Raw genomic sequence first — 12,591 nt, 5'->3', positions numbered from 1 at the left:
ATACTGGTTTTCATCGAAGCTCAGTGCGTTACTGGCTTTTGGCACTGGCCAGGATCCGGGTCTGGCTGAGCTTGCCTTTTTTGTCGTACACCTCGGTTTTCACAATGCCCATGGAGGGCGAGTAATAGTCTACCACTTTGTAGGTGGAGCGCATCACCATGTCCTTGCGGGCCTGGGTAGCATCTTCGTGTTCCGACTCGATTTTGTAGCAGGAAAAGGTGCCGGCCGGGGTGGTTACGGGGGCGGGGCCACTGACTACCTTCCGCTTGCGCACAAAGCTGCTGACCTTGGCAATATCCACCACCGAGCTGCTGACCTGTACCTGGCTGCCCCCGGCCGGCAGTTGCGAGCCGACCTTGGGCTGGTGGGGCCAGGCCAGAGCTACGGGGGCATACTCCAGCTTCCGGTCCCGGAACGAGCGGATGCTTTCGGGCTTGAACTCGCTCATGCCGTCGATAAAGCTGGTGTCCTGGCGGCAGGAAAACGTGAGGTCCTGCATGTTCAGCAGGCGGCTTTTCGTGTCGTAAAGTCCGCTCTTGAGCAGCACCTTGTGGGTTTCTACGGTTTTCTTCTTGTTCATCTCCGAGCTTAAGCTCACCACGCGCATGCGGACTTCCCCGGAGGGTTTGTTATCCGAATCGGTAAGGCGGTACACCCGCTCGTTGTTGTCGGTCAGCCCGAAGGGGTGGTGGCAGTCGATGCCGGTAGCAGCCGGGCTGGCCGAGGCCGGTACACTGTCGGTAGGTTGCTGGGCAACTTGGGCCTGGGCAACATGCAAGGGGAGCTGCGCAAGCACAATAGCGTACAAAAGACGGGAAGAAGGCAGGAGAAACATAGCGTAGGAAGGTGAACGGTAGGGCGCGCAGCCTGGGCAACATACGCAGGCCGGGCTATTTGGATGTAGAAGGCCTGCTGGGCAAACAGTCTGCCAAACCACCGCTCAGCTCGGGCAGGCTGGCGCGGCAGCCCCCGAGCCTGTAACTTGCGCCGCCGGGCCACGTTTGCCAGGTATCTGTTTTTCACTTTCCTTATCCTTTCTTCCCATGGCTGATTCTTCTCAATCATCTGGCAGCTGGGCCGACACGGCCGCTTCTTTATTATCCAAGCTTTCGGGTGGCGTTGAGCTAAGCCTGGCGTTCGACCAAATGGAGCTGCAGGTGCCCAACGCGCAAAATCCCGCGGCCACGCCCACCACCTGGCGCCTGAACGGCTCGTTGCGCATCCGGACCCGGGGCGAAAACCCCGGCGCAGCTTCGCCCCAGTTGCCACCGGCCAAGTCGGAGCCCCTTGGCTAGGGGCCTCGACATTGAGGCGCGCCTGGTCGTGACCCTGGACGGGGACGACATTCAGATTGCGGGCTCGGGCTCCTACCTGATTGTGAACCTGCCCAGCCAGCGCGTCCTCGACAAACTTACCAGCGGTCCGCCCAAGCCACCCGGCCAGAAAAAAGAGAAATCCGCGCCCGGGCCCGACCCCATGCAGCAACTCAACGACCTGGCCCGGCAGCTCGGCCTGATCCTAGACCTGCGGGTGGCCGGCAAGACCTACGTCACCTTCGGCGCCGGCCGCACGGCTAAGATTACGCTCAACGCGGTGCTGGGAAAAATCGGGTCATTTTTCGGGGGGAAATAAGCTGAATAAGGCCGGCCGGCGAATAGTATTTTACGTATCTTGTTTAAATAGCCACTAGCGCCGTCGGCAAGGTCGAGAACGGAACTTATGGCTCTTGGATTGGTTTCCAGAACGTACGCTGCTCCCTCTTCCCCCGATGATGAATTCTGACAAAGAACGTAAAGATAAAGTAGGCGCCGGTCGGCCACCCTCGGCCTTTACTCGCATCGAGCGGGTGCCCCCCTTGCTAATGCTCCTGTACCTGGGCATGGTGGGCATCACGGTCATGTTCGTAATCCTGGTGGCAGCCTACATCCAAACCCGTTCCCTAAACGGGGGAGGTACCGGTATTCACCCATTGCCGCGTTATTTCTCCCTGAGCACCGTCGTTTTGCTCATTAGCAGCTATACCCTGAGCCAGGCCCAGCGCATCTACCGCACCGACGACATGCGCAACCTCACGCGGTGCTTGGGGGCTACCCTGCTGCTGGGTAGCATCTTTGCCGGCCTGCAGGTGCTGGGCTGGCGGGAACTGATGAACCAAGGCGTCTTTTTTGTCGGGGAAGCCAGCGGAACCTACATCTACCTGATTTCTGCCCTGCACGTAGCCCACTTGCTGGGGGGCATGCTCTTTCTGCTGGCCCTGATGTTGCGGACCCTGCACGCCTCACGGGATGCGGTACGGTCATTGGTATTTATCCGCGACCCTTACCGCCACCGGCAGTTGCGGATGCTTAATATTTACTGGCATTTTATAGATGCTCTCTGGGTGGCCCTGTTTGCCGTCTTTCTGTTTTTGTATTAGCAGTGAGCACCCAGCCCAAAAAAGCCCCGGCTCGTACTTCGAGCCGGGGCTTTTTTGGGGGCGCCAATACCCTAGGGGGCAATGGTAACGGTGCCTTTGTAGGTCTTATCCGTGTATTCAATTAGCAGGAAGTACACCCCGGCCGGCAAGCCCCCACCGTCCCATTTAAAAGTGCGGTTGGTGGTCCGGTACACCAGATTGCCCCAGCGGCTGAATATTTTGATATCGGCTAAGCGCGAGTCGCAAAAGTCGGGCGGCAGGTTGGGCAGCTCGAAGAAGTCGTGCACCTTGTCGTTGTTGGGGGTGAAGATGTTGGCCGGCAGAAAATCCGGCGCCACCGGGCGTTCTACCTCAAAGCGCAGCGTGTGGGTTTTCGGCACGGGCTTACAGGTAGTTTCCTGCAGCCGGAAGGTGACCTCCGTCTGGTCGCGGGCGGCCACCTCGCAGTTGGGTATCCATTCAAACAAGCCCGTAGCCCGGCCCGGGCCATTTTGCGGCGTGAAGCGCATGCCCGCCGCGGCTAAATCCATGCCCGCCACGCTGGCCGTCATCGTGAGCATATCCTGGTCGGTATCCAGCCCTTCCAGGCTCATGGTAAAGCTTTCCCCCAACTGGCGCCGCACCACGGTTACATCATCACTGGTGGTGAGGGTGGGTGGGGCATTGGTGTAATCAATCTGAATGGGCACCAGCAGGGGGGCCGCGGCCTGGGCTTCGGAGCAGGTCGTGGCGGCGGCCCCAAAGTCAAACTCGTAGAAAAATTTGTCGGTAGGCGGACACGGGACTCGCCAGGTGAAGGTGCCGCTCACCTGCCCGCCCGTGGAGTTTTGTACCAGGGTAGCGCCCACACTGGCCGGCGTAAATCCCCGCCCCGTCATGCTCAGCGTTACGGGGTCGGCGTCGGGGTCCCGGCCCGTGACCTGAAACGTGACCAGGTCGCCGATGCGTACGCGCAGGGGCAGCCCGGGCCCGGCCGTGGTGGCAACAAGAGGCGGGGAATTGGGGTCAGGAACGCCCATAAAGGCTACCCGTACCGTGTCGCGCTTGGGCAGGCTGCAGCCGTTGTCGGCCACAATTACGTCCAGCAGATAAACTTTCCCCTTCGTATCGAGGCAGTTGGGGAAGCAGAGCTGGGAAACGAGCGTGTCGGGGGAACCCGGCGTCCGGACCACTCCCTGCGTGATGGAAATGGCCGGCAGCGGGGCCGAGAAGTTGACCGGGTTGTAGGATAAGGTCAGCTTGGAATTGGGGTCCGGATCGGTAAAGCGCAACTTCAGGCAACGGCTTTGACCCGGCTCCAGCCGCAGCACGTCCTTACCGGACTCGTAAAACTTGTTGGTCCCGGGAAGCTGCACATTCACCTTGGGCTTGGCATTTTGGGGGCAGTCTTCCACCAGGAGTTGAAAGTCGCGGCGCACTTCGCTGATTTTCTGGCCCTTGCGGTACTCCGAGCATTTCACTCCAAATACGAATAACCCCAGCTGGCTGGGGCGCACCTGCAACCGGCCCGTCCGCCCGTCTACGGTGAGGGAAGGCGTACCGGGTATCTGGTTGAGCACATTCAAACCCGGCGTCCATTGCACCAGGCTGTAGGGCTGGGGGGCCGCCTCGGCCGGCTTGGGGACGTTGGTGCTCGAGTGCCCGTTCAGCGGCGTCGACAGCTCATATACCAGGGAGTCCCCGTCGGTATCCTTGCCCCCAAAATCGAAGTAAAATAGCTCGCCCCGGCAGGCATAGTCGCTCAGGGGCGGGAAAACCCGGGGCGTGGAATTAATAAAGGGCTTACCGTCGCGGACGACGGCCGGAAACTCCAGGTAGTAGGTCTGGCCGGCGTCGCCGGGGTTGCGGATGTTGCGAATGTTGTTGTTGCGGCAGCAGCGCTCCACGGCGGCGTAGTAGCCCGCGGGGTTGGCGTACTGACTGGCCGGCAAGTCGATCTGGCCGGAGTAGGCAATGCGGCGGGTACCCAGAATCGGCCGGGTGCAGGCAATATCGGAATAGGCCACCGTGGTATTGGTTACCAAAGGCAGCGTGAGGTTCTGCATCCGGCGGTTGGTGCCCTTTTCAAAAATGCTCACCACCAGGGAGTTGTCCAATGCTCCGGGGTTGCCGTATATAGCGTCGAAGTACAGGTTCAGATTGATCTGGTAACGACTGCCCGACTGGTACTGCAAGTCCAGCTCGCCGCCCACGATATGGGTGGCCTGCGCCCGTCCGCTCAGCAGCAGCAGGAGTAGAGGCAGGAAAATGACGTGTAAAATTCGCGACATGCGGGAAGGGAATGATTACTTGGGAAAGATACAAAACCTCTGCTCGGCAGACCAGCCCAAAATCCCGTGTTTGCAGCCCGGTCCGTATCTTAGCATCCTTGGCTGAAGTGGCCGCAGGGTGGCTTTAGTCGTATCTAATTTCCTTTCGTATGCGCCGTATTCTTTACTCGTTGCTGACCAGCGCACTGCTGGCCGGGGCCGCTCAGGCTCAGATACCAACTTACCGGGCCTTGCCCGCCGACCTGGATGGCACCGCGGCCCTGAGCTGCGCCCACCGCCACGAAGCGGCGGCGCTGCGCCAGCCGGCTACCACGGTGCGGCACCGCCAGAAGATGGAGCGCTACGACGTGAAGTACTATAAGCTCGACATTGCCCTGGAAAACAACTCGCGCAATGTGGGCGGGTCGGTGCGTATGCAGGCCCGCAACGGGGCCCAGGCCCTCGACTCGCTGGCGTTTGAGCTCTACCCCAGTTTTATTATCGACTCGGTGGTGGTCGATGGCAAGAAAGCCGTGGGCACCCGCCGCGCCGCCGGCGACGTGACCGTGCGGCTGGCCCAGCCCGCGGCGGCCAATGCGTTGTTCAATGCCTACATTTATTACCGGGGTACGGCGCCCAACGGCAGCTCGGCCGCCATTGGCAATGCCCTCGATACCGACGTTGATTCCGAGTTTGGCGCTACCAGCATCACCTGGAGCCTGAGTGAGCCCTTCAACGCCTACGAGTGGTGGCCCTGCAAGCAAGTACTGACCGACAAAGCCGATTCCTCCGACGTGTGGGTCACGACGAGCAACATCAACAAGGTGGGTTCCAACGGGGTGCTGGAGCGGGTGACGGCCCTGCCCAACAGCAAGAGCCGCTACGAGTGGAAGTCGCGCTACCCGATTGATTACTACCTCATTTCGGTGGCCGTGGCTCCTTATGTGGAGTACACGAACTACGTCAACCTCCCCGGCGGCCTCCGCATGCCCATCGTCAACTACGTCTACAACCAAGCGGCTCTGAATTTCTACCGGGCCGAGATGGACCGTACCCCGGGCTTTATCGAGAACTTCTCGAATCTGGTGGGACTTTACCCATTTTCTAAAGAGAAGTACGGCCATTCCATGGCCCCCATTGGCGGCGGCATGGAGCATCAGACCATGACCACGCAGGATGGGTTTACCTTCACGCTCACGGCCCACGAGCTGTTTCACCAGTGGTTTGGCGATAATGTTACCTGCGCCTCCTGGCGGGATATCTGGCTCAACGAAAGCTTTGCCTCCTACGGCGAATACATTTCCCTGAATGCCTTTTCGACCCCGGCCAGTGCCCGCACCTGGATGGACAACGCCCACGCCACCAGCATGCAGAGCCCGGGCGGCAGCCTGATTGTGCCCGATACTACGAACGTCGGCCGGATCTTCAACTTTCGGCTGAGCTACAAGAAAGGGGCTGCCGTAGTGCATATGCTGCGCTACCTGCTCAACGACGACACGAAGTTCTTCCGGGCCCTGCGCACCTACCAAACCCGCTACGCCGGCGGCACGGCCCGTACCATTGATATGCAGCGGGTCTTTGAAGCGGAGGCCGGCCGTTCCCTCGATACTTTTTTCCGGCAGTGGGTACTGGGCGAAGGCTACCCCACCTTCAACGTCCGCTGGAACCAAGTGGGCAACACCTTGTATCTGCGAACCACCGAAACGGTATCGATGGGTGCGGCAACGCCTTTCTTCGACACGGAGCTGGACTACAGAATAAACTACAGCAACGGCACCAGCCAAACGGTGCGGCTGCGCCAGAGCCAGGCCGAAACCTCGTTCAGCCTGCCCCTGAACGGCACCGTCACCAGTATTCAGGTCGACCCGGACCAGTGGATTCTCAATGGGGCCGGTACCGTCGTGCGCGACAATGCACTGTCGACGAAGAATGCGGCCAGCATGGCGGCCCTGGCGGTGTACCCCAACCCTTGCCAGGAGGTGCTGCAACTCGCCAATCTGACCATGCGCACGGCCCAGGCGGAAGTAACGGATGCTACGGGCCGGGTAGTGCTGCGCCAGACGGTAGGCGCAAGCCACAGCCAGCTCGTTACCCGAACCCTAACGGCCGGGCTCTACCACCTGCGAATTACTACGCCGGAGGGAGACACGTTTTTTGCCCGCTTTGTGCGCGAGTAACCAGCCTGAAAACCTTGCAAAAAAAGCCCCGCCGGATCTACGGTGGGGCTTTCTTGTTATTTATAATACTCTTTGATGCGTTTCTGAACTTCGGGCGGAGCGGGCGGCAGGTTGAAAATGGTTTCCATCAAATCGTCGAAGGAAGCGGCCGGGGTAAAGATTGTATCCTGGTAAGGGTTGGCAAAAAACCGGATGAAGCCCGGCTGCCCGTTAATGCTGACCAAGTCGACTGTTACGTTGCCAAAGCGCTGATTGCAACGGCCCGTAGCCGTGCAGTCGTGGGGCCTGGGCTTGAGAAAATGCTTCTCGATGGATTCGGTGTAGCGCTCATGCTTCACCAGCCGCTTGTCAGATACCGACGCATTATAGCCCTGACTTAGGACCTGGTCCCGAATGAAGTCGAATAAGTGCCGGAAGTTGCCGGGCCCGATGCTGGGGTCATAAAAAAACAATGCCCCTTGCCGACCTTCTTCCTTCAGCAGCTGCACGCGCAGCTGCTTGGCGCACACACCAGTTTTCTGGAAGTGATACGCTTTGAAATAGGGCCCCATCCAGTTCAGATACACCTGCTGCTCGACCCAGTGCTGGTGGGCCCGCTGCTGCGCCGACGTGCGCGCCAGGGGCTGCCAGCTGGTCGCCTCCGAGGCGGAGGAGCGGGAGAATATCTTCTTTAAAAAAGGTAGCAAGGGATGGGAGTCAGTTTGAGCAAAAACACCAGGGCCAGTAAATAGTTTTTAGAGGACTTGCAGCCCTGGCCTTTTCTGCTGGGTCTTTCTCGTTCTACTCTACTCTACCGCTACCCTATGACTACCAAACAACGTACCGTTCTTAAGCAGCGCCTGCTAGCCGAATGTCGGCGGGTGCAGCAGCAGAAGGCCGACAATGCCCGTCAGGCCATGCTCGACGCGCAGGAAAGCGCCACAGAAAGCCAGGGTGCGATAGAGGATAAGTTTGAGTCTTTCCGGGAGGCCTGCCAAATTCAGCGCGACTTATTTGCCCGCCAGCTCGACGAAGCCCTGACGGGGTTGCAGGCCTTGCAGCGTGTGCCCGAGGCTCGTTGCCCTAAGGATCAGCCCGGCGTCGGCACCGTCGTAGTCACTGATTCCCAGCGGTTCTATATTTCTGTCAGCCTGGGAGAAATCAAGGTAGATGGGGAGCCCTATTTTGCTATTTCCGCTTTTTCGCCCCTTTTTCAGGCCATGGCTACTAGCCGGGTAGGCGAAACGTTTAATTTTCGGGGCAAGCATTACCACATTGAAGAGGTGTTTTAGCCCGTCTTACCGCACCCGAGCCCAGTAGTGGGAGCGGCCCACGATGGGAAAGCCGATATAGCCTTTTACTTCCAGCTTGTCTTTGTTTACTAAGCTCACGTAGCAGGAATAGGTGTGCCCATTGCTGGGGTCGTAAATCTGCCCGTCTTCCCACCGGTCGGAGCTGGCATTATACCGCAGGCCCTGTAGCACCGGCATATTCTGCAGCGGCTGGGTCCGCTTGTCGGGGTCCGGATTGTGCACATCGGCTTTGGGCCGGCCGTTTGAAGTGTCTGCCGCTTCTTTGAGCCACACTAGGCGGCCGCAGAGCATGTCTCCGCACCGGTAAATTTCGATGTGAGACTCGCCCGTGTCATCCGCCCACACGCCCAGGGGAACGGCAGTCTGAGCCCGCGCTCCGAAAGAGCTGGCCAGCAACAGCAGAAAGCTAAGTAGGAATGTTTTCAAGGTGGGTGGTAGTGGACAGCCTAAACCAGAGCGGGGCGGTGAAGGTTTCCGTTAGGAAGGTAGCACAAAAAAAGCGACGCCCCAGTTCGGAGCGTCGCTTGTTGATTAAGGCCTTAGCCCGGGGCTATTTAACCCGCGTCCAGGTCTGGGATTTGCCGATTAGGGAAAAGCCGATATAGCCTTTTACTTCCATCGTGTTGGCATTCAGAACCTTCATGTAGCAAGAGTACGTCTTGCCATCTTCCGGATTATAAATGGTACCGTCGTCCCACTTATTCTCGCTATCCTTCTTGAAGTCTTTCATGAAGACCAGGCCCAGACGCGGCCGGTTACGCAGCTTGGGGTCGGGGTTCTGCGTGTCGAGCTTGGGCTTGCCGGTAGCCGGGTCGTTGGGCACCGTCAGCGAAACAATCTTACCGTAGAGCTTGTCGCCCTGCTGGTAGATTTCAAACGTGGCCTTTTTCTCTTCATTGGTCCAGATACCAAGGGGCGAAAGTTTCTGGGCCGAAGCAATGCCCGTTAAGCTCAGCAGGAGCGCCAGACAGAGGAACAAGGTTTTTTTCATGGGAAACAGGGGTGAGAGGGATAATGACGGGAAAAAGATAGGAGAAAACTCCGAAATACGCTGCATGCGTAAGTTTTTTCAGTTGCGGAGGTGAATTACAAGTTTGAGGCCAACTCTGCTATTGCTCCCCCGGGGGAAATATTTCAAAATTATTTAGCAGAAAAAGGTACTGATGGTCAGTCGTATGGCTAAAAACATTCGCAAAGCCGCTAAAAAAAGGCGTTTGGGTTTTGAACCATCCCCGCGGCTTTTTACTTTAACTGCCAGTAGTGAGTGCTACGACCCCATCTAAGCAGCTCTAAGGTGCTGAGTAGCGCCGATGGGGGATGTCGGATCTAAAGAAAGGAGGTACAAAATGTCTAGTAGTCCCAAACAAATCCTGCCAAGCCTGTCGAATGTAGTCCGCTTCACCGCCGGACGCGCTTAACAACAGCTTTCGCGCGGAACCTTTGTTCGCCCTTCAGGGCGGGTTCCCGCATTCTGGCAAGGTCTTACTCAAAGGATGACGGGGCTGTACCCCAGACTCGTCGCTTGGTAAGATTTGAAGGATTAGATACCCGGTTCGCCCAGCAGCCTCCCTGGAGGTTTTGCATAGGCGGCCGGGTATCGTTTTTTATACCTGATCTGGTAAAAACAAAAGCCCGTGGCTGCCTTATAAGCAGGCCACGGGCTTTTGTTTTGATACCGAATTCTGGCACTAGCCTAGTGTGAAGCGCGTTTGACCTTGGTTTTTACCTTCGTCGCCGAAGCGCCGGGCGCGGTGACGACGCCTTTTGTGTTGGCGCTGGTCTTACCCGCGGCCTGATTTTCCGTCGCCAGGGGCGCTACGCCCAGTACCCGCCGGATACCCATAAAGCGCCGCTCGTAGTCGGTGCCTTCCACCTGGCTGATTTTGACCCCTGACTCGCGGCGGGCCGAGGAGGAGTGAATAAAGCGCAACGGCTGGCCCGGGTCGGAAACAATGATGCCCGCATGGCCTGGCGTGGTCGAGGTGGCAGCCGTGCCGGTGAAGATGACCATGTCGCCGCGGCGGGCCTGCTCCCGGGGCACGGCGCGGCCGGTATTGATGAGTAAGGCCGTGGAATGCGGTACCGAAACGCCGAAACGCCCATACACATACATCAAAAAGCCCGAGCAGTCGAAGCCCCCGGTGGGAGTGGTGCCCGCGTATGTATACGGGGAGCCCAGCTGCTGCATGGCAAAGATGATGAGGCTATCGGCCTGGGGCAGGTCCAGGGGAGTAGCCACCGGTTCCAACGTGCCCGGCGTGGTATCGGCCACGGGCCGGGCCGGCAGGCGGTAGACTACGGCTACGCGGTTGGGACCGGGTTGCTTACCAAACCGTTGCCAGGCGAAGTAGCCCGAAATTCCTGCCACCAGGAGAAGAAAGGTTAACCAGACGTAGCGCATGTGCTAATAAACGAAACCCCGAGAAGAATGGCGTGGGTACAGTCCTAACGGAGGAGCTTCGGTGCGGGTTCCTCCCTATTTTCGGGTAGGAGCTGGGAAAACGGCTGGGGCCGGTTTGTTTTCACCAGTATCTTGCAACCCCGGTCCGTTTTTCGTGTCGGGGTGGTGGCGCCTGCCGCACCGTTTCCTTTCCCTTCTCACTCTCTTTCCCTTATGACGCATTCTTATTTCCGCCGGCTGCTGGCCGTGGCCGCGGTAGTGCTGCTGAGTCAGTTTAGCCCGGCTCTGGCAGCTTCCACCCTGCGCTACACCCTGTCGATGCCGGCCCCGCAGACTCACTATTTTGAAGTCGAAATGGCGTTGGGGGGCTTTAACAAGCAGTACACCGACGTAAAAATGCCCGTGTGGGCCCCCGGCTCGTATTTGGTGCGGGAATTTGCCAAACACGTGGAAGGTTTCGAGGCCAAAGCCGGCAACGAAACCCTGCGCACGGAGAAAATCACCAAAAATACCTGGCGGGTATACCACCCCAAGTCGAAAGACTTTACGGTGCGCTACCGGGTGTACGCCTTCGAGCTAAGCGTGCGCACCAGCTTTCTGGATGCCGCCCATGGCTACCTCAACGGCACGAGCGTGTTTATGTACCCGGCCGACGGGCAGCAGCTGCCCAGCACCCTGACGGTGCAGCCCGCCCCGGGCTGGACCCAGGTAACGACCAGCCTGAAGCCGACCGGGCAGCCGTTCACCTTCCGCTCGGCCAACTACGATGAACTGGCCGACTCCCCCATCGAAATCGGGACCCACAAGGTGCTCAGCTTCGACGTGAACGGCACGCCCCACACCATTGCCATGTTTGGCAACCCCAGCTACGACGAGAACCGGCTGCTGTCGGATATGAAGCGTACCTGCGAGGAAGCCCAGCGCGTGGTAGGCCAGAACCCACTGGACCGCTACGTATTTATCATTCACAACATCGACCGGGGCACCGGGGGCCTGGAGCACCTGTTTTCGACCACGCTGTCGGTTTCGCGCAATGCCTATAGCTCGGAAGCCGGTTGGAAGGGCTTCCTGGGGCTGGTAGCTCACGAGTACTTCCACCTCTGGAATGTGAAGCGCATTCGTCCGGTGGCCTTGGGCCCGTTCAATTACGACGAGGAGAACTACACCCGCATGCTCTGGGTGAGCGAGGGAGGCACGGAGTACTTCAGCAACCTGATTGTGCAACGGGCTGGCTTTGTGACGCCCGACGGCTACCTGGCTGACTTGAGCAACGGCATTGGGCGGGTCGAGAATACGCCCGGCAACAAGCTGCAGTCGGCCGCCGAGTCGAGCTTCGACGCCTGGATCAAATATTACCGGCCCAACGAAAACTCCGTCAATACCGGCATCAGCTACTACGACAAAGGCGAGGTAATCGGGGCCGTGCTCGATCTGATGATCATCAACGAAACCAAGGGCCAGAAAAGCCTCGACGACGTGATGCGCTACCTCTACGACCGGTACTACAAGCAGCTGGGCCGGGGCTTCACCGACGATGAGTACCAGGATGCCGTAGCCAAAGTAGCCGGCCGCCGCTTCGACGACTTCTTCCGCAAGAACGTGTACGGCACCGAAACCCTGCCCTACGCCACGGCCCTGGGCTACGCTGGGCTGACGCTCACGACCACGCCCGTTACCACCGATGCCACCCTGGGAGCCAATGTGAGCACCGCTGGAGGCAAGTTTACCGTGACCAGCGTGCTGCGCAACGGCAGTGCCTGGCAAGGCGGCCTGAACGTGGCCGACGAGATTCTGGCCATCAACGGTGCCCGCCTGACCGATGATCCCAACAAGCTTCTGGGCGGCGTACCCGCTGGTACGCAGGTTGCTATGCTCGTTTCGCGCGACGGGCAGCTCAAGGAAATAACCTTCCCGCTGCTGGCCGGGGCCAACCAGCGCTACCGCATCGAGAAGCTGCCAAGCCCCACGGCGGCCCAGCAAACCGTCTTTACGAAGTGGCTGCGTACCAAATAGGGCAGTTCCTTACTCAGTAGAACTAGAAAAGGCCGCGAAGCAC

The 12,591-nt window shown here is 59.0% G+C and carries 12 protein-coding genes; 6 read left to right on the top strand and 6 right to left on the bottom strand.

Features of this window, described 5'->3' with window-relative positions:
• Nucleotides 1-28: 28 nt before the first annotated feature.
• Nucleotides 29-835, bottom strand: a complete 807-nt coding sequence (locus E5K02_RS04635; protein WP_135392526.1) for a TapB family protein — start codon at nt 833-835, stop codon at nt 29-31.
• Nucleotides 836-1,043: 208 nt separating this feature from the next.
• Between E5K02_RS04635 and E5K02_RS04630 the strand changes: the two genes are divergently transcribed.
• From E5K02_RS04630 to E5K02_RS04620, 3 genes are all read left to right on the top strand, one after another.
• Nucleotides 1,044-1,295: a hypothetical protein gene (locus E5K02_RS04630; protein ID WP_135392524.1), complete on the top strand. Its 252-nt coding sequence runs from the start codon at nt 1,044-1,046 to the stop codon at nt 1,293-1,295.
• Complete coding sequence (locus E5K02_RS04625; RefSeq protein ID WP_135392523.1) at nt 1,288-1,632, top strand: hypothetical protein; 345 nt, start codon at nt 1,288-1,290, stop codon at nt 1,630-1,632. The genes E5K02_RS04630 and E5K02_RS04625 overlap by 8 nt, the downstream gene beginning before the upstream one ends.
• Nucleotides 1,633-1,768: 136 nt before the next feature.
• Entirely contained in the window at nt 1,769-2,416 is a 648-nt protein-coding gene (locus tag E5K02_RS04620) for a cytochrome c oxidase subunit 3 (protein WP_240737152.1), read from the top strand.
• A 71-nt stretch (nt 2,417-2,487) separates the two neighbouring features.
• Here E5K02_RS04620 and E5K02_RS04615 read toward each other — a convergent pair whose 3' ends face one another.
• Nucleotides 2,488-4,686 carry a gliding motility-associated C-terminal domain-containing protein gene (locus E5K02_RS04615; protein WP_135392521.1) on the bottom strand — a complete coding sequence of 733 codons (2,199 nt, stop codon included), beginning with the start codon at nt 4,684-4,686 and terminating at the stop codon, nt 2,488-2,490.
• Between the two features lie 149 nt (nt 4,687-4,835).
• Between E5K02_RS04615 and E5K02_RS04610 the strand changes: the two genes are divergently transcribed.
• The gene (locus E5K02_RS04610; protein ID WP_135392519.1) at nt 4,836-6,842 is read left to right on the top strand and encodes a M1 family aminopeptidase; all 2,007 of its coding nucleotides are present in this window, start codon (nt 4,836-4,838) and stop codon (nt 6,840-6,842) included.
• Between the two features lie 56 nt (nt 6,843-6,898).
• Here the strand turns inward: E5K02_RS04610 and E5K02_RS04605 are convergent, their stop codons facing one another.
• A complete protein-coding gene (locus tag E5K02_RS04605; protein ID WP_135392517.1) occupies nt 6,899-7,528 on the bottom strand; it encodes a hypothetical protein in 630 nt (209 codons plus the stop codon).
• A 117-nt stretch (nt 7,529-7,645) separates the two neighbouring features.
• Between E5K02_RS04605 and E5K02_RS04600 the strand changes: the two genes are divergently transcribed.
• The gene (locus tag E5K02_RS04600; RefSeq protein WP_135392515.1) at nt 7,646-8,113 is read left to right on the top strand and encodes a hypothetical protein; all 468 of its coding nucleotides are present in this window, start codon (nt 7,646-7,648) and stop codon (nt 8,111-8,113) included.
• A 6-nt stretch (nt 8,114-8,119) separates the two neighbouring features.
• On the opposite strand, the gene E5K02_RS04595 is transcribed toward E5K02_RS04600, so the two are convergent.
• The 3 genes from E5K02_RS04595 to E5K02_RS04585 form a co-directional block, all read right to left on the bottom strand.
• On the bottom strand, nt 8,120-8,560 hold the full coding sequence (locus E5K02_RS04595; RefSeq protein ID WP_240737150.1) for a DUF2147 domain-containing protein: 441 nt from the start codon (nt 8,558-8,560) through the stop codon (nt 8,120-8,122).
• Between the two features lie 124 nt (nt 8,561-8,684).
• The gene (locus tag E5K02_RS04590; protein ID WP_135392513.1) at nt 8,685-9,125 is read right to left on the bottom strand and encodes a DUF2147 domain-containing protein; all 441 of its coding nucleotides are present in this window, start codon (nt 9,123-9,125) and stop codon (nt 8,685-8,687) included.
• 702 nt (nt 9,126-9,827) lie between these two features.
• On the bottom strand, nt 9,828-10,502 hold the full coding sequence (locus E5K02_RS04585) for a C40 family peptidase (RefSeq protein WP_167856281.1): 675 nt from the start codon (nt 10,500-10,502) through the stop codon (nt 9,828-9,830).
• Nucleotides 10,503-10,748: 246 nt separating this feature from the next.
• Here E5K02_RS04585 and E5K02_RS04580 point away from each other — a divergent pair, with 246 nt between their 5' ends.
• Nucleotides 10,749-12,548 (top strand): M61 family metallopeptidase, encoded by a 1,800-nt coding sequence (locus E5K02_RS04580; RefSeq protein WP_240737148.1) that lies wholly within the window; start codon nt 10,749-10,751, stop codon nt 12,546-12,548.
• The last annotated feature ends 43 nt before the right edge of the window (nt 12,549-12,591 follow it).

Source organism: Hymenobacter metallicola (assembly GCF_004745645.1).
Taxonomy (GTDB): Bacteria; Bacteroidota; Bacteroidia; order Cytophagales; family Hymenobacteraceae; genus Hymenobacter; species Hymenobacter metallicola.
This window is presented reverse-complemented; position numbering and strand designations above follow the sequence as displayed.